Source organism: Delftia sp. CH05, assembly GCF_009827015.1.
In the GTDB taxonomy this organism is placed as follows: domain Bacteria; phylum Pseudomonadota; class Gammaproteobacteria; order Burkholderiales; family Burkholderiaceae_C; genus Comamonas; species Comamonas tsuruhatensis.
Genome location: NZ_WUMG01000007.1, coordinates 15,715 through 37,717, shown reverse-complemented (window position 1 = coordinate 37,717; position 22,003 = coordinate 15,715). Strand labels below are relative to the sequence as shown.

The following is a 22,003-nucleotide window of genomic DNA, read 5'->3' as shown; positions in this document are numbered from 1 at the left end:
CCAGGGCCTGCGGCCCGGGCAGGCCCGGGTGTCAGGGAACATCCCTAGCCGTCTCATCGTTCACTCATCGAGGTAGCGCAGCTGCGTGGGCTCGATGCCCAGGCGCACCGGCATGCCCATGGGGAACATGGCAATGCCCGCGTAGTGCGCCTGGTCGGCGACCACGGCCACCTCACCCACGCGCACGCGGTAGCGCGAGAACTCGCCCAGGAATTCGGCGCTCTCGATCTGCCCTTCCACCCACACACGCGAGGCATCGCCCGCATCGTCGCGCACCGCAATCTGCACCTGGTGCGGCCGGAAGGCCAGCGCCGCACGCCCCGGCGCGGGCGGCTGGGCCGGGCGCGGCAGGGTCAGCGTGCCCAGGCCCGGCACCTTGAAGACCAGCGACTCGCCTGTCGTCGGCAGCACCTCGCCCTCCAGCACATTGGCCGTGCCGACAAAGCCCGCCACGAAGCGGTTGGCCGGATAGTCGTACAGCCCGGCCGCCGAGCCCACCTGCTGCAGCACGCCCTTGTCCAGCACGGCCATGCGGTCGGCCGTGGTCATGGCCTCTTCCTGGTCGTGGGTGACGAAGATGGTGGTCAGGCCCAGCTTGCGCTGCAGGCTGCGCAGTTCCTCGCGCATCTGCACGCGCAGCTGCTTGTCGAGGTTGGACAGCGGCTCGTCCAGCAGCAGCAGCTTGGGCGCGATGACCACGGTGCGCGCCAGCGCCACGCGCTGCTGCTGCCCGCCCGACAGCTGGCCCGGGCGGCGCTGCGCGTACTGCGACAGGCCCACCAGCTCCAGCACCTCGCCCACCTTGCGGCGGATGGTGTCGCGGCTTTCGCGGCGCTCGACCAGGCCGAAGGCCACGTTGTCGTACACCGTCATGTGCGGCCACAGCGCGTAGTTCTGGAACACCATGCCGATGTTGCGCGCATGCGGCGGCACGCCCGTGATGTCCTGCCCGCCCACCAGCAGCTCGCCGCGCTGGTGCCGGTTGAAGCCCGCGATCAGCCGCAGCAGCGTGGACTTGCCCGAGCCCGAAGGCCCCAGCAGCGCGAAGAACTCGCCGGGCTCGATCTTGAGGTTGACGTCGCGCAGCACTTCGTTGCTGCCGTAGCTCAGGCTGATGTGCCTGCATTCGAGGGAGACAGGGTCCAGGTGCATGGCGGTTCACTCCGAAGTCGATTGCACGGTGGCGCGCGAGCGCTCCACGAAGCGGTGCGAGAAATACGTGCCCAGGCCGACCACGACCACGGCCAGCACGCCCAATGCCGCACCAGGTCCGCGCCCCGAGATGCTTTGCATGTACAGGTAGATGCCGTAGCTCATGGGCGCCTGGCTCTGGGCCGAGGCCAGCATGATGGTGGCCGACAGCTCCACCGCCGCCGTGATGAAGCTGGTGACGAAGCCGGCCAGGATGCCGCCGGCCATCAGCGGCACCATCACGCGCCGTATCACGCTGGTGCGGCCCGCGCCCAGGCTTTGCGCGGCCTCCTCCAGCGAGATGTGCACCTGCTGCAGCGCCGCCATGCACGAGCGCAGCGCATACGGCAGCCGCCGCACCGCATAGGCCAGCATGATCAGCACCCAGGTCGTGACGATGGGTGTGTCGGTGAAGGGCAGGTTTACGCCCTTGAACAGGCGCAGGTAGCCGATGGCCAGCACCAGCCCCGGAATCGCCAGCGCCACCGAGGCCAGGTAGTCCAGCCACTGCCGGGCAGGCAGCCGGGTGCGCAGGATCAGGTAGGCGATGGCGGTGCCGATCACCACGTCGATGCCCGCTGCCATCAGGCAGTACAGCAGCGTGTTGCCGATCATGTAGCCCGAGTCGGTGAACACCGTGGCGTAGTGCTCCAGCGTATAGCTGTCGGGCAGCACCGAGAAGCTCCAGACCTTGGAGAAGGACATCAGCAAGATGCCGATGTGCGGCGCCAGCACCACCAGCAGCACCAGGGCGATCCAGCCATAGGCCAGCAGCGCCTCCCAGGCCGACAGCCGGCGCTTTTGCAGCGCGCTTCCGCCCTTTTGCAGCGTGGCGTAGTCCTTGCCCTTCATCACCCGCGCAGCCAGCCACAGGGCGACGATGGAGAACGCGATCATGATCACGCTGATCACATAGCCCAGCGGATCATCGAGCCCCACCGAGGTGATGCGCAGATAGGCCTGGGGCGCCAGCATATTGGTCACGCCCATCACCAGCGGCGTGCCCAGGTCGTCGAACACTTTCACGAACACCAGGGCCGCGCCCGCCAGGTAGCCGGGCATGGCCAGCGGAAAGATCACGCGCCGGAACAGCCGGAATCCACGCGAGCCCAGGTTCAGCGCCGACTCCTCCATGGCCCCGTCGATATTGCGCATGGCCGCCACGAGGTTGAGCAAGATGAACGGGAAGTAGTGGATGCTCTCCACGAAGATCACGCCCGTCAGCCCCTCCATGATGGGCACGGTGAAGCCGAACCAGTCGTCCAGCAGCAGGTTGACCGAGCCGCTGCGCCCGAAGATCAGCTGCAGCGCCACCGCCCCCACGAAGGGCGGCATGATCAGCGGCAGCACGCCCAGCGTCTGTATCAGCAGCGCGCCCCGGAACTCGAAGCGCACCGTCAGGTAGGCCAGCGGCACGGCGATCAGGCTGGCGAAGAACACGCTGGCCAGGGACACGCCCAGGCTGTTGAAGAACGACTCGCGGAAGACGGTCTGGCCGAAGAAATTGCCGAAGTGCCCCAGCGTGAGCCCGCCGCCCTCATTGACGAAGGCCGTGTAGACCACCATGCCCACGGGCACGATGAGAAAGGCCAGCAAAAAGGCCAGGATCAGCGCGAAGGCCAGCCACGGCCCCCAGCCCGACGGAATGCGCCGTGCGCGCGCAGCAAGGGGGGCGGCGCCGGGCGCCGCCATGGAATCGATGCTCATGCGAATGCTCCGCAGCGAAAGAGACTGTCAAGGGGAGTGCATGCAGGCGCCCGGTGCCGGGCCCCTGCGCCACCTACCACGCCACCTACTGCGCCACCTACCGGGCCAGGCCGCGCGCCTCGGCCGCCAGCTTGGCCGCGCGCTCGTAGTTGGCACGCGCCTTGTCGGCCCACATCTGCTCCAGGCCCGTCAGCTCCTTGGACACGGCCACATCGCGCCGGCTCTTGCGGAACAGCTCCAGGAACTGCTCGTCCTTCACATTGGCTTCGCCCACCAGCGGCGAGTAGGCGATGTCGCGCGCCTGCGCCAGCAGCTCCTGCCCCTTGGCATTGGGCTTGGCCTGCAGGGCCTTGTGCGCCTCCTGGATGGCGCGCGTGGCCGCCTGCAGCTCCTTGAGGCGGAAGGTCACCATCTGGTCGAACAGGCTGATCACCACGGCATAGCGCGACTCGGACAGATTGGCATCGAACTGCACCTTGGCGCGCTGCGCCACCTCCTGCGGCACGGGGTAGCCGGCCGGCGCCTTCAGCTGGTTGTAGGGCAGGATGGGCAGGCGGCTGATCTTGGGGTCGAACAGCAGCTGCTGGCCGGGCACCGACATGGTGAAGGCCATGAACTTGCGCGCCTCGTCGGCATTCTTGGCGCCCGCGATCAGCGCGATGTTGGCCGGCACCACGGCCGTCATCGCCGGATAGGCGAAGTCCACCGGGAAGCCCGAGTACTTGCCCGCCAGCCCGAAGAAATCGATCACGATGCCTATGCCGTACTGGCCGTTGTTCACGCCATCGGGCACGGCAAAGCTGCGGTCGGTCACGGCGGCGGCGTTGCCCATCATGGACAGCAGCTGGCGCCAGCCCTTGTCCCAGCCCTCGCCCTGCAGGATGGTCTCCACCGTCAGCTGCGTGGTGCCCGAGCGCGAGGGCGAGGAGATGGCGATGTGGCCGAAGTACTCGGGCCGCGTCAGGTCGCTCCACTCCTTGGGCGCCGCCAGCTTGTGCGCCTTCAGGTAGCGCGTGTTCCACATGATTCCGTAGCCTGCCAGCGCCTGGCCGTAGTACAGGCCCTGCGGGTCGTTGAGCGGGTAGTTGCCGATCTTGGCGGGCGCGGCCGGATTGCGCGTCTCGGGCGCGGCGGTCAGCAGCTTGTTGCGCGCCAGCACCTCGAAGGCATCAGGGGCGCTGGCCCACATGATGTCGGGCCGCTGGCCCTCGGGCAGCTCGCGCACATAGGCCACGGCGGCCGTGGTGTTCTTGTTCAGGATCTCGATCTTGATCCCCGGATTGGCCGCCTCGAAGGCCTTCTGGTAGGCCGTGGTCAGCTCCTTGGGAAACGAGGTCAGCACCGTCACCGTGCCGGCCTGCGCCGCCATGGCGGCGCCCCACAATCCTGCGGCCATGGCGGCCGTCAGCCATCTGCGTTGCTGCATTGCTGTCTCCTTCGGGTTGTTGTGCGGTAGATCTGCAACCCACTGTAGGCAGCGCCGGCCCGGCCGGCCAATCATTGTTTCTGATGCCGTGCATCAGCGGCGGCGGCGCTCGGGTTACTACCTGCGGGTCTGCCGCCACAGGGAAATCCCGCGCCACCGCTGTCCCGCCCCTGACTGCTGCACAGCAGCAAACCGGAATAATCGGCGGGATGCTGCAAGCCCCCTCTTCCCTCCCCGCCACGGCCGCTGAAGAAGCACCCATCTACGCTCCCACACGCCCCTGGCGCTCTCGCATGGTGCCGGTGCGCACCATGGAGTACCACGTGCGCGAGTGGGGACCTGTGGATGGCGATCCCGCGCTGGCGCCGCTGGTGCTGGTGCACGGCTGGATGGATGTGGCGGCCTCCTACCAGTTCGTGGTCGATGCCTTTGGCGAGGCCTTCATGGCGGGGCGCCGCATCATCGCGCCGGACTGGCGCGGCTTCGGCCTGAGCCGGCCGGCCTGGCCTGCCGACCGGCATGACTTTGCCGACTACCTGGGCGACCTGGACCATCTGCTGGACACCCTGGCGGGCGATACGCCCGTGGACCTGGTGGGCCACAGCATGGGCGGCAACGTGTCCATGATGTATGCGGGCGCGCGGCCTGCGCGCATACGCCGGCTGGTCAACCTCGAAGGCTTCGGCATGCCGGCCACCCGGCCAGACCAGGCGCCTGCGCGCTATGCGCAGTGGATGGACGAGCTGCGCCAGCTGCGCAGCGGCGGCATGGAACTCAAGAGCTATGACAGCGTGCAGGACGTGGCCCGCCGGCTGATGAAGACCAACCGCCGCCTGCCCGAGGACAAGGCGCTGTGGCTGGCCCACCACTGGGCGGCGCCCAATGCGCAGGGCCGCTGGGAAATCCTGGGCGACACGGCGCACAAGCTCATCAGCGCGCAGCTGTTCCGCGTGGAAGAAATCCTGGCCCTGTACCGTGCCATCACCGCGCCCGTTCTGGCCATCGAAGCCAGCGACGACAGCCTGGGCATGTGGTGGAAGGACCGCTACACGCTGGCCGAGTACCACGAGCGCATCGGGCAGATTGCCGACTGCCGCACGGCCGTGGTCCAGGACGCCGGCCACATGCTGCACCACGACCAGCCGGCGGCCGTGGCCGGGCTGATCGAGCAATTCCTCGGCACCTGAGGCCTGCGCGCGCCGCTGCTGCAGCCTGCTGCAACCTACTGGGGCCGCAGCATCATGGAATGGCGCCAGCGCGCGGGCGCCATCTGCAGCGGCCGGTAGCGGCCGTCGGCCCATTCGGCAGACATGTCCGCATAGCGGCTGGACAGGGCCACGCCGCTTTGGCCGGTCTGGTAGATGAACAGCGAGCGCTCGGGCTCGGCCAGGTCGTAGATGGCGCGCAGCGATGCCGCATGGCGGTTGGCGAACGGCGCCCTGGCATCGCCGGGCAGGTACTGGCCCACGTTGACGGTGTAGCTGTCGCCGCCCGATGGCACGCTGACATTGAAGATGCCTGCCAGCAGCCCCACGCTGCCCAGCGGCCGGTGGCTGCTCAGGGCCGCATGCACCGCGCCCCAGCGCCAGCGGCCCAGGTCGCTGCCCTGCGTGGCCTGCAGGCGCGCCAGCGCCCGGTCCAGCGCCTGGCTGACCTGGGCGCTGCAGCCCGCCGCTGCGCACCACCAGCCATCGCGGCGCTCCAGCATGCCTTCGATGCCCGCGCGGTAATCGCGCTTGCCATAGGTGGCCGCAAAGGTCTGCGCACCAATGCGCGGGATCACCAGGCCGCGCGTGAGTTCGTCCACCCAGGCGGCAAAGATCAGGGGCGCGGCCTGCGCGGCATCCATGCGGCCGTCGAACTGCGCCATCACCCGGCGCGCCTGCCCGGCCAGCGGATGTGTGGCCGGCGCTTCGTCCAGGGCCTTGAGCATTTGCGGCAGCAGGGCGCGGGCGGCCAGCGAGGTCTGGTCGTTCTGGATGGAGGCCATGCTGACCACGTCGTGCCTGTCCTTCGCATCGATGAGTTCGGTGATGCGCTGGTGCCGGTACGGCAGGCTCCAGTCCTGGGTGAGGAAGTGGGCATAGCCCTCGCGCGTGATGCGCTGGTTGGCGGTGGCCAGATAGCCCTGCGCCGTTCCATCGTCCTGCGGGGCCTGGTCGTAGGGCAGCCAGCCCTGCCAGTCGTAGCGTGCCTCCCAGCCCGGCGCGGGCGCCACGCCGCGCAGGTCGTTGTCGGCCGCGCGCAGCGGCACCCGGCCTGCGGCCTTGAAGCCGATGTCGCCATGGACATCGGCCGCGACGATGCTCTGCATGGGCGAGTGGTAGTCGGCAAAGGCCTCGAACAGCTGGGCCACGCTGCGCGCCTCGTTGGCGCGCAGGCCGGCCTGCACGGTGAGGTTGTCGGTGTCCAGCGCGGCCCAGCGCAGGGCCACGGCGTAGCGGCGCTTGTCGAGCACGGCCTCGTACTGGGGCTGCACATCGCTGATCACGGGACCGTGGCGCGTGCTGCGCAGCGTGAGCTGCACATCGGCCCGGCCCTTGACCCTGATGCGCTCGCTGCGCTCGGTGAAAGGCGCCCAGCCGTCCGGCGTGCGGTAGCGGCCCGGGTTGCCTGGATCGATCTGCTCCAGGTACAGATCCTGCACATCGGGATTGGTGTTGGTAAAGCCCCAGGCCACCTCGCGCGTGCGCCCCAGCACCACGAAGGGCAGGCCCGGCAGGGTGGCCCCCACCACATCGATGGGCGCCAGCGGCGTGCCGTCCTGCGCATGGCCGGCGGGCGACTGCAGGCGCGCGTAGTACCAGATGGCGGGCGCGCTCAGGCCCAGATGGGGATCGTTGGCCAGCAGGGGCTTGCCGCTGACCGTGCGGCTGCCCGACAGCACCCAGTTGTTGCTGCCCTTGCCGTCGTTGGTGCCCGCATCGCGCACCATGTCGCGGGACCAGCGGGCCCAGGCATCGCTCGCCTCGCCGGCGGCAGCCACCTTGGGCGCAGACGCCGCCTGTGCCTCCTGGCGGTACACGCCCAGGCCCCGGTAGAGGGCCGCAAGGTCGGTGGAGGTGGCCGGCGCCTCGCCCGGATAGGGTGGCATCAGCTGCCACAGCTGCTGTGTGTCCAGTTGCGAGAGCGCGGCCAGCCGCGCGAACTCGTTGCCCCAGTTGCCGCCCAGGTCCAGCGCCATCATCAGCGCCCAGCCCACGCTGTCCTCGGGCGCCCAGGCCGAGCTGTCGCCTCCGCCCGGCGTGGTGCCCAGCAGCATGAATTCGGGCACCTGCGGATGCTGGCGCATGGGCAGGGCCGCATAGAAGGCCGCGATGCCCTCGCTGTAGGCCTGCAGCGCCTCGCGCGCGTTGGCAGGCAGGGATGCGTACTGGCGCCGCGCCGCGCCGCGTATGTCCAGCGCACGCATGAGCTTGTCGGTGTCCAGCGTGGCCGGCCCGAGGATCTCGGACAGCGTGCCGTGCATCAGGCGGCGGTTGAACTCCAGCTGCCAGCCGCGCTCCTGCGCATGCACATGGCCCAGCGCGCGCCACAGGTCCTGCGGCGTGAAGGCGCTGATGTGGGTGATGTCGGCCTCGTCGCGCCGCACACGCACGGGCTGCTCCAGGCCGGCCAGCGTGAGCTGTCCGTCGAGCACCGGCTGCACGCGCACGGCATAGATGGCCACCGCGCTGCCGGCCAGCAAGGCCGAGCCGACCAAGGCCACGGCGCCCACGCTCCACCATCGCGAGTTCAGGATTCGCATGATTCCCATTCTTCTCCCTTCCCCCTGCCTTTTTTCATATCGTAGTGTTGCAGTTTGTAGCATATGAACTGGTCCATTGCTCACATTGCTCACGACGAATCGTCAGCAAGTCTGGCCCCGCCTTCAGGCGACAATCAGCGCCCGCCCTGCGCAAATGGATGCAGGGCGCCAGACAGAAACAGGAAGTACCAGGAATGTGGCCTTTCAGCCTCTTGAAGAAGCTCAGCCAGGACCCGCCCGTGGGCCAGCCCCGTGGTGACTACATAGGCTGCTACCTGCTGGGAACCGAGGCGCCGGGCCAGGCCGGCGTCAGCTACGTCTCGCTGGCCACCACGCGCGAGCAGCTGCAGGCCGATGCCCGCGCCTACCTTGAAGGCTTCGTGCGCGATCATCCCGAAGCGGCCGACACCGACCTGTCCGCCATCCGCTCCCTGCTGGAGAACCTGCCCCAGCGCCTGGACGCCCACCTGTCCGGCGACACCCGCGCGCCGCTGGCCGAGCAAGGCGGCACCGTGCTCTTCCTGCGCACCGGCATGCGCGCCCGCCGCAAGGAAAACGGCCGGTATCTCGAATAGCAGTCAGCCCCCACCGCCACCGTACAGAGCCTCAAAAACTGGCGCGGCCAAGAACAAGGGACAGCGAGCAAGGGTCTACGCCGGCCGCGCCGCCCCCCCCCGCGAAGCGAGAGAGGGGAAGGCGCGCAGCGCCTCAGGGGGAGTTCTGCTTGTGCACGTCTTGCCAGCGCAGCATGTCGGTCACGCGCTCGGCCTTGTCGGCATCAAAGCCCAGGCGCTCCACCCGCTCGGCCGGATTGGCCCAGGTGCCGAACAGCAGGTCCCAGACGGGCAGGCCGTAGTTCTGCGCATGGTGGCCGTACTGGTGGTGCACGGTGTGCATCTCGGGCCGCTGCACGATGTATCCCAGCCAGCGCGGCGTGCGGATGTCGGCATGCAGGAACAGGTCGAACGCCCCCGTGAGGCCGATGGCAAAGGCGGCAGCCAGCGGGCTGGCCCCCAGCACCCAGTAGCTGGACAGCGCGCTCAGCAGCACGGCGGCGGCCGTGTCCATGGGATGGGCGAAAAACGCCGTGAGCGCCTCCACGCGCGGCGCGCTGTGGTGCAGCTGGTGGAAAAGGCGCCACAGCGTGTCCGACCGGTGCGTGGCGCGGTGCCACCAGTAAAAGACAAAGCTGGTGAGCACAAAGCTCAGTGCGCCCACGGCCCAGGCCGGCCATTGCCGGCCCACGTCCAGCAGCGCATGGCGGCGGATGCCGTCCGAGAACAGATGGCCTACCGCCAAGGTGGTGGCCAGCGTGCCCAGGCCCAGCAGCGTGGACAGGATCAGCCAGCGCCGGTCGCAATGGTTGCGCGAGGCCGGCGCGATCACCTCGCGCGTGAAGATGCCGACGAACATCAGCGCCAGCAGCGGGTAGGCCGCGAACTCCCACATCTGCAGCATGCCGTCTGCTCCTTGCCGCTCAGTGCACGTGGCCCCAGTAGATCAGCGCATCGCGCCCTTCGACAGACAGCGACACGGGCGCGCCCACGGGCAGCATCACCTTGGTCGGCACATGGCCGTAGGGCAGGCCCTGCAGCACGGGGCACTTGACCTGGCTGCGCAGCCAGTCGATGACGGTCTGCAGCTTGAAGCCCTTGTCGTGCGAGCTGAGCTTGAACTCGCTGAACTGGCCGAACACGATGGCCTTTTGCTGGGCCAGCACGCCCGCATGCAGCAGCTGGGTCAGCATGCGTTCCACGCGGTAGGGATGCTCGCCCACATCTTCCAGGAACAGGATGCCGCCCTTGATCTGCGGGAAGTACGGCGTGCCCAGCAGGGAGACCAGCACGGCCAGGTTGCCGCCCCACAGCGTGGCGCCGCCGCTGATGTAGAAGTCCTTGACGGCAGGCTTGCCGTCTTCGCGCAGGCCGATCTTCGGCATCTGCCAGCCCGCGCCCTCGCCCTGGCCGCTGAGCAGGTCGTTGAAGCAGTCCAGCATGATGTCGTCCACGCCGCCCTCGGCATCGGGGCGGCCGAAGTCGTGCACCAGCAGCGGGCCGGCCCAGGTGGTGGCGCCGGTCTTGGCCAGCAGGGCCAGCGACAGCGCCGTGAAGTCGCTCAGGCCCACGAAGCGCGTGCCGCCTGCGATGGCCTTGGCCACGGCCTTGTACTTGATGCCCGGCAGGATGCGCGTGAGGCCGTAGCCGCCGCGCGTGGGCAGCGCCAGGTCGGCACCGCTGGCCGCCGCACGGTCGATGGCCGCCAGGCGCGTGGCGTCGTCGCCGGCAAAGCGCTGGTGGCTGCTCAGCGCATCGGCATCGATCTCCACCTGGTGGCCCATGGCCTCCAGGCGGCGCACGGCCCGCTTGAAACCGGCCTTGTCGCGCACGGCGCCGGCGGGCGAGTAGATGTAGATGTGGCGCGGACCCTGGTCATGCGCATGGTCGCAGCAGCTGCCGTCGGCGGCGTGCACATGCTCGTGGTCGTGGTCGTGGGCATCCCCATGGTCATCGGCACGCCCGTGGCCATGCGCGCAGCACTGGCCGTCGGCTGAATGCACATGCTCGTGCGAGTGATCTGCGGGAGCAGAAACGGGGGCTGAAACGGTAGCGGTAGCGGCTGCCGTTTTGCGGGGGGTGCGGGAACTGCGCGAAGTGGCCAAGGTGGTTCCATGCCGGCCCTGGCCGGCATGCTCCATATTGCAAGGGGAGTGAAGACGGGGACCTGGCGCCGCGCAGCCCCGGCAAGGGGCCGGCGGCGCTGGCCTATGGGCGGAAGTATTCCACAGCGTCGGCCACCATGCCGGCTGCGCACAGGGGAACCCAATGGCCGCACGGGGATAGGCGCAGCTGCGCCGGCGGCAGCTGTGGCAGCGCCTGCAGCCAGGCCTGTCGCCATGCGGGCGCGGGCAGCAGCACATCGTGCTCGCCGCCTTGCACCCACAGGCGCTGCTGCTGGCTCCACTGCGCCAGCAACGCCATCGGCAGCGCAGGCATTTCGGCCCGCACGCGGGGCCAGGCCTGCAGCGCGGCGCGGTGGCCGGGTTGGGAAAACGGCAGGTTCCAGGCCTGCGGCTGTGCGCCGGCCTCCTCGCCCACCTCGCGCATGGCGCGGCCCACGGGCCATGACGGCTTGCGCGCCGCCTGCGCAAACCATTGCATGCAGGCATCGGGCGCCGGGCCTGCGGGCCAGGCATTCATGAGCCAGGCGCCGCAAAAAAGGGCGGGCTCGGCCTGCGCCACGGCCAGGCCCAGGTGCGCGCCATCGTCATGGCCGACCAGCACGATGTTCCGCAGGTCCAGCGCCAGCACCAGCTCGCGCAGCACTTGCACATGCCAGGCCGCGCTGTGCGCCTTGTCCTTCTTGGGCTGGTCGCTGCGGCCAAAGCCCGGCAGGTCGGGAACGACCACGCGATGGCCGGCCTGGAGCCACCCGGGCAGCATGGGCTGGAACAGCTGGCCCCATGCCGGGCTGCCGTGCAGGCACAGCCAGGTCAGCGGTGCATCGTGCGGTCCTTCATCGACCACGGCCAGGCGCAGGCCTGCCAGCGCCGGCAGGTCGCTGCGCCACTGCGGCTGGGCAAAGCCGCCGAAGGTGGAATCCGCATGGCGCAGCGCCGTGTCCTTGAGCGGATGCGGCTGGGCCGCGCGCTGCTCGGCCCGGCGCGTGCGAAAGAAGTCCGACATCAGGGCCGCGCATTCGCCGGCCAGCACGCCGCGCGTCACCTGCGTGTGGTGGTTGATCTGCGGCAGCGCAAACACGTCCAGCACCGATCCGGCCGCGCCCGTGCGCGGCTCGGCCGCGCCATAGACCACGCGGCCCAGGCGCGCATGCAGCATGGCGCCGCTGCACATGGTGCACGGCTCCAGGGTCACGTAGAGCGTGCAATCGTCCAGCCGGTAGTTGCCCAGGTGCGCGGCCGCATCGCGCAGCGCCAGCACCTCGGCATGGGCCGTGGGATCGCCGTGGGCCACGGGCGCGTTGCGGCCCCGGCCGATGATGGCGCCGTCCTTGACGATGACGGCGCCCACGGGCACCTCGCCCGCCCCGGCAGCGGCGCGTGCCAGCTCCAGGGCGGCGCGCATCCAGGCCTCGTCGTCGGCCTGCGGCAAGAATGGGTGTTCGGCAGCCACGTTGTCAGCGCGTCAGGGCAGCGCCTTGCGCACGCCCTGCGCGTAGTGGTACAGCGTGACCACCGGCGCCTGCAGCTCGCCCTGGGGCGTGAAGGCAATCGGCGCCGTCACGCCCTCATACCTGGTCTGGCGCAGATAGGGGATATAGGCATCGGGCCGGATGGAGTCGGCCCGCACCATGGCCTGGGCCAGCACCATGGTGGCATCGTAGGCGTAGGGGCTGAAGACCTGGTACTGGTCGGCAAAGCGCTGGTCATAGCGCTGCTTCCAGGCAGCGCCGCCCGGCATGCGCTCCAGCGGGCTGCCGCCGACGGCGCAGGTCACGTTGCGCAGCGGCGCCGCGTTGCCGGCCAGCTCGGGCAGGCGCAGCGTGCACTGGCCGTCGCCGCCCAGAAAGCGCACCTTGTCCATGGCCAGCTGGGCCATCTGCCTGAGCATGGGGCCGGCCTGGGCATCCAGACCGCCGAAGAAGATGGCGTCGGGCTTCTTGCCCTTGATGGCTGTGAGGATGGGGACGAAGTCCGTGGACTTGTCGCCGGTGTACTGCTTGTCCACGATTTCGATGCCCTGCTCGCGCGCCTGGGCCTCGAACAGCGCCACGATGCCCTGGCCGTAGGCCGAGCGGTCATCGATGATGGCCACGCGCTTGACGCCCAGCTTGCCCACGGCGTGGGACACCAGCGCATCGACCATGGCGCGGTCGTCGGCGATCACGCGGTACGTGGTGTCATAGCCCGACTGGGTGATGGCCGGGTTGCTGGCCGCCGGCGTGACCATGACGATGCCGCAGTCCTGATAGATGGACGTGGCCGGCAGCGTGGTGCCCGACTGCAGGTGGCCGACCACGGCCGCCACCTTCTTGTCGCACAGGCGCCGGGCCAGGGCCACGGCCTGGCCGGGGTCGCCGCCGTCGTCGCCGGCCTCCAGCTTCCAGTGCAGCTTGCGCCCGCCGATCTCCAGGCCCTTGGCATTGAGATCGTCCAGGGCCATGCGCACGCCGTTTTCCTCATCCTTGCCCAGGCTGGCAATGGGGCCGGACACCGGCCCGGCATGGGCAATGCGCACCACCAGGGGCGCATCGGCTGCACCCGGTGCAGCGGCCGTACCGGGTGCAGCCGCCGCAGCGGAAGCCCCTGCCGCCTGCCCGTTGGCCGGGCCGCTTCCCGGCAGCGCCCAGGCCAGGCCGCCGCTGCCCAGCATGGCGCACAGCAGGGCCGGGCCGGCCCACGGGAAATGGCGAATCGAGGCGTGCATGGCAACTCCTGGAAAAAACGGTCAATCAGTGAAACGGCGCCTTGGCCAGCGAAATCCGCTGCGGCGTGGCCAGTCTGGCGCTGCCCGGCCGGTCAAGGACTGGCGCAGCGAAAGCGCACCAGGCAGAGGGCGGAGCAGGCACGGGCCAGGGTGTCCGGCATGGCGGCCCGGCCCGTGCAGTGCGCATCCTAAAGGATAGGCAAAAACCGGCGCTGCGCGTCCGGGCATCGGGCGCATACCCCCTGGCGCACGTTTTTTCGGGGCTGCGGCGATAATGCTGCGCCTCACCGCAAACGGGCTGCGAGGTTTTCGTCGCCGGACCGCCCCAAGACAAAAAGCGGCCCCCTTGGGGGGCAGCGGACCTTGCGCAGCAAGGGTAGCGTGGGGGCCAGTTTCCCCCCCGCATTGCGCCCGACGCCCGGCCCCCCACGCCGGTGCGGGTACGAACACAGAACACCACAAAGCCCCATGTCCCTCCTGCCCCACCAGCTCGAACTCCTGTCTCCCGCGCGCGATGCCGACATCGGCATCGAGGCCGTGAACCATGGCGCCGACGCCGTCTACATCGGCGGCCCGGCCTTCGGCGCGCGCGCCACGGCGGGCAACGACATCCGCGACCTGCAGCGCCTGATCAACCACGCGCACCGCTTCGGCAGCCGCATCTTCATCACGCTCAACACCATCCTGCGCGACGATGAACTCGAGGCTGCGCGCAAGATGGCCTGGCAGATCTACGAGGCCGGTGCCGACGCGCTGATCATCCAGGACATGGGCCTGCTGGAGCTGGACCTGCCGCCCATCCAGCTGCACGCCAGCACCCAGACCGACATCCGCACCCCCGAGAAGGCCCGCTTCCTGCAGGATGCCGGCCTGTCGCAGATCGTCGTTGCGCGCGAGCTGGACCTGCAGCAGATCGCCGCCGTGCGTGCGGCCACCGACCCGGCGCGCACCACCATCGAATTCTTCGTGCACGGCGCGCTGTGCGTGGCCTACTCGGGCCAGTGCTACATCACCCACGCCCACACGGGCCGCAGCGCCAACCGCGGCGACTGCAACCAGGCCTGCCGCCTGCCCTACGAGGTGCTGGACGCGAGCGGCCGCATCATTGCCCACGAAAAGCACGTGCTGTCCATGAAGGACAACAACCAGAGCGACAACCTGCGCGCACTGATCGACGCCGGCGTGCGCAGCTTCAAGATCGAGGGCCGCTACAAGGACATGGGCTATGTGAAGAACATCACGGCCCACTACCGCAAGCTGCTGGACGAAATCATCGAGGAGCGCGAGTTCTCCGACACGCCGCTGGCGCGCTCGTCCTCGGGCAGCACCACGTTCAGCTTCACGCCCGACCCCGACCAGAACTTCAACCGCGAGTTCACCGACTACTTCGTCAACGGCCGCAAGGACGACATCGGCGCCTTCGACACGCCCAAGACACCGGGCCGCGCCATCGGCTGGGTCACCAAGGTGGGCGAGAACTTCGTGGAGATCGAGACCTCGAGCCGCGACACCGAACTGCACAACGGCGACGGCCTGTGCTACTACGACCTGCAAAAGGAACTGGTGGGCCTGCAGATCAACCGCGCCGAGTCGGTGGATGCGAAGAAGTCGCTGTGGCGCCTGTTCCCCAAGGACCCCATCGCCGGCTTCAAGGATCTGCGCAAGGGCCTGGAAGTCAACCGCAACCGCGACATGGCCTGGGTGCGCACGCTGGACAAGAAATCCAGCGACCGCCGCATCGGCCTGTGGGCCGAACTCAAGGAAACGCCCGACGGCTTTGCGCTCACGCTGACCGACGAGGACGGCTTCACCGCCACCGCCGCCATCGTGCAGGAACACCAGGCCGCCACCGACGCAGCCCGTGCCGAGGCCACGCTGCGCGAGCAGCTGGGCCGCTTCGGCGCCACCATTTTTTCCGTGCATGACATCGGCCTGCAGCTGAGCCAGCCCTGGTTCGTGCCGGCCTCGGCCCTGAACCAGCTGCGCCGCGACGCCGTCGCCGCGCTGGAGGCCGCACGCCAGGCCGGCTTCGTGCGCCTGCCGCGCGCCCTGCCCGTGGAGCCGCCCGTGCCCTTCCCCGAGGACACGCTGACCTACCTGGCCAACGTCTACAACCAGAAGGCGCACGATTTCTACATCAAGCACGGCGTCAAGGTCATCGACGCGGCCTACGAGAGCAAGGAAGAAGAAGGCGAAGTCAGCCTGATGATCACCAAGCATTGCGTGCGCTTTTCCATGAGCCTGTGCCCCAAGCAGGCCAAGGGCGTGATCGGCGTCAAGGGCACGATCAAGGCCGAGCCGCTGCAGCTGATCAACGGCAAGGAAAAACTCACGCTGCGCTTCGACTGCAAGCCCTGCGAGATGCACGTGGTCGGCAAGATGAAGCGCGCGGTGATCAACCAGCACGCCAAGGAAATGCAGGAGTTTCCGATGCAGTTCTACCGCACGCGTCCCGTTCCCTCGGCCAGCGCCTGACCGGCCTCGGCCTCCACCCACAAGCGCCCGCGCTCCGTCAGGGCCGCCAGCCACCGCCCCTCTTCCTGCGCCAGCCTGACCCAGCCCGGCCCCGGTGTGCCGGCAATGGGCGCATCGCCCATCAGCGCCAGGCAGCGCATGAGCACGCTGGCGCCCTGCCCCAGGCGCTTGCCCAGCCTGGGCAGGGACATGGGTGCGGGCTCGGTGGCCAATTCGCGCAGGATGGCGGCGGCCAGTTCTTCCATGCCTTGCACTTCAGGCCGCCATTTCTTCCAGCGCGGGAGACGGCACGGCAGGCAGCCTGTGCGCCACCAGCTGCACGGGAATGGACTTGGAGCTGGGCGTGCCCGCCACGATGGCCGTGGCCGACAGCGGCACCAGCGGATTGGTCTCGGGATAGTAGGCAGCGATGCAGCCGCGCGGAATGTCGTAGGCCACGAGCCTGAAGCGCTCGGCGCTGCGCTGCTGGCCGTCATCCCACACCGTCTGCAGGTCCACCCAGTCGCCATCCTTCATGCCCAGGGCGCGGATGTCCTCGGCATGGATGAAGACCACGCGGCGCTGGCCGAAGACGCCGCGGTAGCGGTCGTCCATGCCGTAGATGGTGGTGTTGTACTGGTCGTGCGAGCGCGTGGTGAACAGCGTGAACACCGGCGATGCGCCGGGGCTGCGCGCGGCGCGTGCGCGGTGCACGGGCGTGTCGCGCGGCACGGCGTGCACGAAGAAGCCGGCCTTGCCCCGGGGCGTCTCCCAGATGCGCTCGCTCGCCGCATTGCGCAGCTTGAAGCCTCCCGGCACGGCCACGCGCGCGTTGAAGTCGTGGAAGTCGTCGAAGACCTGCTCGATCAGCTCGCGTATGCGTGCATAGTCGCCAGCCAGCTCCAGCCAGGGCACGGGCCGCTGCGCGCCCAGCGTGGCGGCGGCAAGGCGCGCGACGATGGCGATCTCGCTGAGCAGGTGCTCGGACGCAGGCGGGTTGATGCCGCTGGAGATATGGACCATGCCCATGGAGTCCTCCACCGTCACGCCCTGCGGGCCGCCGGCCTGCATGTCGATCTCGGTGCGGCCCAGGCAGGGCAGGATCAGCGCCTCGCGGCCGTGCACCAGGTGGCTGCGATTGAGCTTGGTGGTCACATGCACGGTCAGGTCGCAGCGGCGCAGAGCCTGCCAGGTGGCATGCGTGTCGGGCGTGGCCGCCGCGAAGTTGCCGCCCAGCGCGAAGAAGACCTTGCCCCTGCCTTCGAGCATGAGGCGGATGGACTCGACCACGTCCACGCCGTGGGCACGCGGCGGCTCGAAGCCGAAGACCTGCTGCAGCCGGTCCAGCAGCGCGGCCGGCGGCTTTTCCCAGATGCCCATGCTGCGGTCGCCCTGCACATTGCTGTGGCCGCGCACCGGGCAGGCGCCCGCACCCGGGCGGCCGATGTTGCCGCGCAGCAGCAGCAGGTTGACCAGCATCTGCACGGCGGCCACCGAATGCATGTGCTGCGTGATGCCCATGCCCCAGCAGACGATGGTGCTGCGGGCGGCGATGTAGACCTCGGCCGCCGTCTGCATCTGCGCGCGGCTCAGGCCGGACTCGGCCTCCAGCAGGCCCCAGTCCTCGGCCCGCAGGTCCTCGGCCAGGGCCTCGAAGCCGGTCGTGTGTTCGGCGATGAAGGCATGGTCCAGCACGCCGCCGCCCCCTTGCCCCAGTGCATCGTCCTGCGCGATCACATGCTTCATGATGCCCTTGACGGCCGCGATGTCGCCGCCCACGCGCAGCTGGAAGTAGTGCGTGCTGATGGGCGTGGCGCCCAGGGTGGCCATCTCCAGCTTGCTTTGCGGGTCCTGGAAGCGCTCCAGCCCGCGCTCGCGCAGCGGGTTGAAGCTCAGGATGCGCGCGCCGCGCTTGTGGGCTGCGCGCAGCTCGCCCAGCATGCGCGGGTGGTTGGTGCCGGGGTTCTGGCCGAAGATGAAGATGGCATCGGCCTGCTCGAAATCGGCCAGCTGCACCGTGCCCTTGCCCACGCCGATCTGCGGCTTCATGCCGCTGCCGCTGGGCTCGTGGCACATGTTGGAGCAGTCGGGGAAATTGTTGGTGCCGTAGGCGCGCACGAACAGCTGGTAGAGAAAGGCCGCCTCGTTGCTGGCGCGGCCCGAGGTGTAGAAGATGGCCTGGTTCGGGTCGGGCAGCGCGTTCAGGTGGCGGGCGATCAGCGCAAAGGCGCTGTCCCAGCCGATGGGCCGGTAGCGGTCGCTGGCCGCGTCGTACACCATGGGCTCGGTGAGCCGGCCCTGGTCTTCCAGCCAGAAATCGCTTTGCGCCATGAGCTCGGCCACCGTGTGCCGGGCAAAGAATTCGGGCGTCACGCGGCGCGCCGTGGCCTCGGCCGCCACGGCCTTGGCGCCGTTCTCGCAGAACTCGAAGGTGGAATGGTGGTTGCGGTCGGGCCAGGCGCAGCCCGGGCAGTCGAAGCCGTCGGGCTGGTTGGCCGACAGCAGCGTCTTGGCGCCCTTGACGGCGATATCCTGGCGCATCAGGGCCTGGCTCACGCTGCGCAATGCGCCCCAGCCGCCAGCGGCGCCCTTGTAGAACTCGATCTTTTGTTCGGACATGGGCCGGGAGTGTTCCGCCTGTCCATGATCCAGGTCAAATCACATCTCCAAATGGAGAGATTCAGCAAAGATATGAGCACGGCATCCTTGCCCTGCGCCATGCTGGCAACCTCCGCCCTGAACCACCGATGAACTCCACAGCCATACACACCGCCATCCCCGAAGACGCCGCGCTGATCGCGCCGCTGTTCGATGCCTACCGCCAGTTCTACGAGCAACCTGCGGATGCCGACGCGGCGCTGGCCTTCATCACGGCGCGGCTGGAGCGCGGCGAATCCGTGATCCTGCTGGCCCGCCGACCGGACGGCAGCGCCCTGGGCTTTTGCCAGCTCTACCCCTCGTTCTGCTCGGTGCTGGCCGCGCCCATCTACGTGCTCTACGACCTCTTCGTGGTGCCCGATGGGCGCCGCCTGGGCGTGGGCCGCGCCCTGCTGCTGGCGGCCGAAGCCCATGCCCGCGCCACGGGCCATGCACGCATGGACCTGACCACGGCACGCAACAACCTGCGCGCCCAGGCGCTGTACGAGTCGCTGGGCTGGGTGCGTGACGAAGTGTTCCTGACCTATGCGCGCCATCTGCAGGCTTGAGCCGCCAGCGGCCTAGCGCAGAACCCGCAGCTCCCGCGCCAGCGCCACGGCCTGGGTGCGGCTGCGCGCGCCCAGCTTGAGGTTGATGCTGCGCAGGTGGGTGCGCACCGTGCTGTCGGAGACGAAGAGCTTCTCGGCCATGGCCGCATTGGAGTAGCCCGAGGCCAGCAGCTCCAGCACGCGCAGCTCCTTGCGGGTCAGGGGCTCGGCAAGCGCCGTGGCCGGCGCCGGGCCCTGGGGCGCATCCGCTGCCTGCAGCTCGGGGGGATCGGCGGGCTCGGCAGGCTCGCCCAGGGCAGACAGCAGCCGCTGCGCATGGGCGGCAGCCTCCGGCTCCGCCGCTTCCGTGCGGCGCGACAGTGAGGACGACAGTGAAGGAGACAGTGAGGGCGACAGCACGCGCTGCAGCACAGGCGCGAGCAGCGGCCCCTCATCGAGCATCAGGCGCACAAAGCCTTCGCTGGCCCCGTGGCGCAGCGGCTGGGCCAGCATGGCGGCGGCGGCGTCCAAGTCGCCGCAGCCTGCCTCGGCCAGCGCGCACAGCACCTGCAGCTTGAGGCTGCGGTGGCGGCGCCCGCGCAGTTGCGCATCGGCCAGCAAGGGGGCGATGGCATCGCGCACGTCACGGCAGTCGCCAAAGTGCAGCCCCCAGCGCAGCCGGGCGATGGCGATGTCCTCCACCTCGTGCGGCGGCAGGCGCAGGCGTTCCACGCGCGGCCATACGCCAGGGTCGTCGGCACGCTCCAGCGCCTCGGATGCGGCCGCCCGGTTGCCCTGCAGCACGAAGATGCGCGCATGTTCCAGCCGCGCGCTGGCCGTCACGCGCGGCAGCTGGCGCTCGTGCCCCAGGTATTCCAGTTCGGTGAGCAGGCCCACGGCGGCATCCACGTCGCCGCGCAGGAAGGCGATGCGCGCGCGCATGCGGTAGCTGGCGATCACGTGGTCGGGCAGGCCCACATCGCGTGCCAGCGGCAGGTAGACCTGCAGCAGGTGATCGGCGCCGTCGATGTCATTGCCCTCGTAGAGCACCCCCGCGTACAGGACGCCTGCCCAGGCATTGCCGTTGGTGGGGTTGTAGGCCGCGCTGCGCGGCGTGGCAGCCAGCGCCACCCTGAAACGCGCTGCCGCCTGGCGCAGCCGGCCGGCGGACAGGTCCAGCACGCCTTCCATGGCCTCGGTGTACATGCGGCTGAACAGGCTGCCGGCCTGGGTGCTGCGTGCCGCATCCAGCAGGCGGCGGGCCTCGTCGGTATCGCCCAGCACCGATGCCACGTAGGCCATGGCATTGGTCAGCGAGCTGTCCGCAAAGGGCCGGCAGCTGGGCAGGCGCGCCAGCGCCTCGCGGCCCAGTGGCGCAGCCTCTTCCACGCGGTCCATCATGGCCAGCAGCAGCGGCCGCAGGGCGATGACCAGGGCCTGCGCGGCAGGGTCGGCGGCCATGCCGGGCTCCAGCGCATCCAGCCACAGCTGTGCCTGCACGGGACCGCGGGTGAAGCAGTCGGCATAGGCGGCCACGGCCTGCAGCAGCGGCTCGCGCGCCAGCAGCGGCGCCGGCAGGGCCGTGAACCAGCGCGACAGCAGGCGCATGCGGCCCTGCTCCATCAGCGCCTCGGCATGGCGCCGCAGCAGCGCCAGCGCATGGGGCGGGTCGCCGCCCTCCAGCGCATGCTCGATGGCCGGCACCGGCCGGCCGCAGGATTCGTACCAGCCGCTGGCCGCCAGGTGCAGGCGCTGCACCTCGCCGGGGCGCTCGCGCTGCAGCTGGGCGCGAAGGAAGTCGGCAAACATGCTGTGGTAGCGCCAGCTGCGCCTGCCCTTCCCTTCGTCGGCCAGCGGCAGCAAGAACAGATGGGCCTGCTCCAGCGCCTGCAGCATGGCGGCGCCATCGGCGCGCGGCACCAGGGCCTGGCAGACCTGGGCATCCAGCGTGCGCAGGATGCTGGTGCGCAGCAAAAAATCGCGCACGGGCGCGGCCTGCTGTGCCAGCACGTCCTCGGCCAGGTAGTCGGCCACGGCACGCTCCGAGCCCGAGAAGCGCTCGATGAAGTCGCTGTGCGCCCCATGCCGCTCCAGCGCCAGCGAGGCCAGCCACAGCGCGCCTATCCAGCCTTCGGTCTTGTCCACCAGGCGCGCCACGGCCTCGCGCGGCAGCGCGCAGCCGCGCAGGCGAAAGAACTCCTCGGCCTCGGCCGCTGAAAAGCGCAGCAGCGCCGCATCGATCTCCAGCAGCTGGCCGCTGGTGCGCAACCGCCCCAGCCCCAAGGCCGGCAGCGCGCGCGAGCCTATGACCAGCCGGCCGTGCACGGGCAACTGCTCCATCAGCTGGCGCACCAGGCCCAGCACGGCATCGTTGTGCAGAACCTCGAAATCGTCGATAAACAACGCAAACGACCGGCCTTCGCCGGCCAGCGACTGCAGCGCCCGGGACAGCTCGCCCGGCCCGTCCGCCTCGCGCTCGGCCATGCCGCCCAGGCCGCGCACGGCCGCACCCAGGCATTGCAGAAAGCGCGAGACATCGTTGTCGGCGGCATCCAGCGTGAGCCAGGCCGTGGCCTGCCCTTCGGCCTGCAGGCGCTCGCGCATCTGGCGCATGGCCGTGGTCTTGCCGAAGCCGGCCGGCGCACGCACCAGCACCACGCGGGCGCGCAGCGCCTCGGGCCAGCGCGCGGCCACCGCCAGGCGCGCCACCTGGGCTGCGGCCGCGCGCGGCGGGCTCAGCTTGGCCTGGGGCACATAGCCGGAACCGGGAGCAGGAATGGGCACTGGGGACGGCATGCGGGCGAGGAGCACATGGCAGGAGTGAAGGAGCGGGCACTTTCGTCGGTTTCGACGATGGCGGCAATGCGGGGTGATTCCTAGACTGGCCTGCAGATCATAGGCAGCGCAG

The 22,003-nt window shown here is 69.5% G+C and carries 15 protein-coding genes; 4 read left to right on the top strand and 11 right to left on the bottom strand.

Annotated features, from left to right (window positions below; genetic code table 11):
* Positions 1–60 precede the first annotated feature (60 nt).
* The 3 genes from GRX31_RS08390 to GRX31_RS08380 all read right to left on the bottom strand — a co-directional run bounded on the left by GRX31_RS08390 (position 61) and on the right by GRX31_RS08380 (position 4,324).
* Positions 61–1,152, bottom strand: coding sequence for an ABC transporter ATP-binding protein (locus GRX31_RS08390; RefSeq protein ID WP_160852187.1), 1,092 nt, complete (start codon positions 1,150–1,152; stop codon positions 61–63).
* A gap of 6 nt (positions 1,153–1,158) precedes the next feature.
* Positions 1,159–2,898 (bottom strand): ABC transporter permease, encoded by a 1,740-nt coding sequence (locus GRX31_RS08385; RefSeq protein WP_012206599.1) that lies wholly within the window; start codon positions 2,896–2,898, stop codon positions 1,159–1,161.
* Positions 2,899–2,995: 97 nt separating this feature from the next.
* On the bottom strand, positions 2,996–4,324 hold the full coding sequence (locus GRX31_RS08380; RefSeq protein WP_160852185.1) for an ABC transporter substrate-binding protein: 1,329 nt from the start codon (positions 4,322–4,324) through the stop codon (positions 2,996–2,998).
* Between the two features lie 209 nt (positions 4,325–4,533).
* Between GRX31_RS08380 and GRX31_RS08375 the strand changes: the two genes are divergently transcribed.
* Positions 4,534–5,511 carry an alpha/beta fold hydrolase gene (locus GRX31_RS08375; RefSeq protein WP_017404109.1) on the top strand — a complete coding sequence of 326 codons (978 nt, stop codon included), beginning with the start codon at positions 4,534–4,536 and terminating at the stop codon, positions 5,509–5,511.
* Between the two features lie 35 nt (positions 5,512–5,546).
* Here the strand turns inward: GRX31_RS08375 and GRX31_RS08370 are convergent, their stop codons facing one another.
* Entirely contained in the window at positions 5,547–8,081 is a 2,535-nt protein-coding gene (locus tag GRX31_RS08370) for a penicillin acylase family protein (protein ID WP_160852184.1), read from the bottom strand.
* A 185-nt stretch (positions 8,082–8,266) separates the two neighbouring features.
* Here GRX31_RS08370 and GRX31_RS08365 point away from each other — a divergent pair, with 185 nt between their 5' ends.
* Entirely contained in the window at positions 8,267–8,647 is a 381-nt protein-coding gene (locus GRX31_RS08365) for a hypothetical protein (protein ID WP_034363630.1), read from the top strand.
* Between the two features lie 133 nt (positions 8,648–8,780).
* On the opposite strand, the gene GRX31_RS08360 is transcribed toward GRX31_RS08365, so the two are convergent.
* The 4 genes from GRX31_RS08360 to GRX31_RS08345 all read right to left on the bottom strand — a co-directional run bounded on the left by GRX31_RS08360 (position 8,781) and on the right by GRX31_RS08345 (position 13,456).
* Positions 8,781–9,530, bottom strand: a complete 750-nt coding sequence (locus GRX31_RS08360; RefSeq protein ID WP_016449226.1) for a sterol desaturase family protein — start codon at positions 9,528–9,530, stop codon at positions 8,781–8,783.
* A 19-nt stretch (positions 9,531–9,549) separates the two neighbouring features.
* Complete coding sequence (locus tag GRX31_RS08355; RefSeq protein WP_126312158.1) at positions 9,550–10,542, bottom strand: LD-carboxypeptidase; 993 nt, start codon at positions 10,540–10,542, stop codon at positions 9,550–9,552.
* Positions 10,543–10,834: 292 nt separating this feature from the next.
* Positions 10,835–12,154, bottom strand: coding sequence for a tRNA adenosine(34) deaminase TadA (gene tadA / locus GRX31_RS08350; protein ID WP_202396532.1), 1,320 nt, complete (start codon positions 12,152–12,154; stop codon positions 10,835–10,837).
* A gap of 60 nt (positions 12,155–12,214) precedes the next feature.
* Positions 12,215–13,456, bottom strand: coding sequence for a branched-chain amino acid ABC transporter substrate-binding protein (locus GRX31_RS08345; protein ID WP_034363626.1), 1,242 nt, complete (start codon positions 13,454–13,456; stop codon positions 12,215–12,217).
* A gap of 468 nt (positions 13,457–13,924) precedes the next feature.
* Here GRX31_RS08345 and GRX31_RS08340 point away from each other — a divergent pair, with 468 nt between their 5' ends.
* The gene (locus tag GRX31_RS08340) at positions 13,925–15,931 is read left to right on the top strand and encodes a peptidase U32 family protein (protein ID WP_016451402.1); all 2,007 of its coding nucleotides are present in this window, start codon (positions 13,925–13,927) and stop codon (positions 15,929–15,931) included.
* Here GRX31_RS08340 and GRX31_RS08335 read toward each other — a convergent pair.
* On the bottom strand, positions 15,895–16,176 hold the full coding sequence (locus GRX31_RS08335) for a hypothetical protein (RefSeq protein ID WP_160852182.1): 282 nt from the start codon (positions 16,174–16,176) through the stop codon (positions 15,895–15,897). The two genes, GRX31_RS08340 and GRX31_RS08335, sit on opposite strands and share 37 nt — an antisense overlap.
* A gap of 10 nt (positions 16,177–16,186) precedes the next feature.
* Positions 16,187–18,529, bottom strand: coding sequence for an FdhF/YdeP family oxidoreductase (locus tag GRX31_RS08330; RefSeq protein ID WP_160852180.1), 2,343 nt, complete (start codon positions 18,527–18,529; stop codon positions 16,187–16,189).
* Between the two features lie 128 nt (positions 18,530–18,657).
* On the opposite strand from GRX31_RS08330, the gene GRX31_RS08325 reads away from it, so the two are divergent.
* The gene (locus GRX31_RS08325; protein ID WP_160852178.1) at positions 18,658–19,116 is read left to right on the top strand and encodes a GNAT family N-acetyltransferase; all 459 of its coding nucleotides are present in this window, start codon (positions 18,658–18,660) and stop codon (positions 19,114–19,116) included.
* A 12-nt stretch (positions 19,117–19,128) separates the two neighbouring features.
* Here the strand turns inward: GRX31_RS08325 and GRX31_RS08320 are convergent, their stop codons facing one another.
* On the bottom strand, positions 19,129–21,891 hold the full coding sequence (locus GRX31_RS08320) for a LuxR C-terminal-related transcriptional regulator (protein WP_160852177.1): 2,763 nt from the start codon (positions 21,889–21,891) through the stop codon (positions 19,129–19,131).
* Positions 21,892–22,003: the final 112 nt, after the last annotated feature.

Bases quoted from the DNA above. Each gene is read 5' to 3' on its own strand.
- GRX31_RS08340 (WP_016451402.1), top strand. From the start codon at position 13,925: ATGTCCCTCCTGCCCCACCAGCTCGAACTCCTGTCTCCCGCGCGCGAT.
- GRX31_RS08375 (WP_017404109.1), top strand. From the start codon at position 4,534: ATGCTGCAAGCCCCCTCTTCCCTCCCCGCCACGGCCGCTGAAGAAGCA.
- GRX31_RS08385 (WP_012206599.1), bottom strand. From the start codon at position 2,898: ATGAGCATCGATTCCATGGCGGCGCCCGGCGCCGCCCCCCTTGCTGCG.
- GRX31_RS08390 (WP_160852187.1), bottom strand. From the start codon at position 1,152: ATGCACCTGGACCCTGTCTCCCTCGAATGCAGGCACATCAGCCTGAGC.
- tadA (WP_202396532.1), bottom strand. From the start codon at position 12,154: ATGCGCGCCGCCCTGGAGCTGGCACGCGCCGCTGCCGGGGCGGGCGAG.
- GRX31_RS08330 (WP_160852180.1), bottom strand. From the start codon at position 18,529: ATGTCCGAACAAAAGATCGAGTTCTACAAGGGCGCCGCTGGCGGCTGG.
- GRX31_RS08345 (WP_034363626.1), bottom strand. From the start codon at position 13,456: ATGCACGCCTCGATTCGCCATTTCCCGTGGGCCGGCCCGGCCCTGCTG.
- GRX31_RS08360 (WP_016449226.1), bottom strand. From the start codon at position 9,530: ATGCTGCAGATGTGGGAGTTCGCGGCCTACCCGCTGCTGGCGCTGATG.
- GRX31_RS08365 (WP_034363630.1), top strand. From the start codon at position 8,267: ATGTGGCCTTTCAGCCTCTTGAAGAAGCTCAGCCAGGACCCGCCCGTG.
- GRX31_RS08380 (WP_160852185.1), bottom strand. From the start codon at position 4,324: ATGCAGCAACGCAGATGGCTGACGGCCGCCATGGCCGCAGGATTGTGG.
- GRX31_RS08335 (WP_160852182.1), bottom strand. From the start codon at position 16,176: ATGGAAGAACTGGCCGCCGCCATCCTGCGCGAATTGGCCACCGAGCCC.
- GRX31_RS08370 (WP_160852184.1), bottom strand. From the start codon at position 8,081: ATGGGAATCATGCGAATCCTGAACTCGCGATGGTGGAGCGTGGGCGCC.
- GRX31_RS08320 (WP_160852177.1), bottom strand. From the start codon at position 21,891: ATGCCGTCCCCAGTGCCCATTCCTGCTCCCGGTTCCGGCTATGTGCCC.
- GRX31_RS08325 (WP_160852178.1), top strand. From the start codon at position 18,658: ATGAACTCCACAGCCATACACACCGCCATCCCCGAAGACGCCGCGCTG.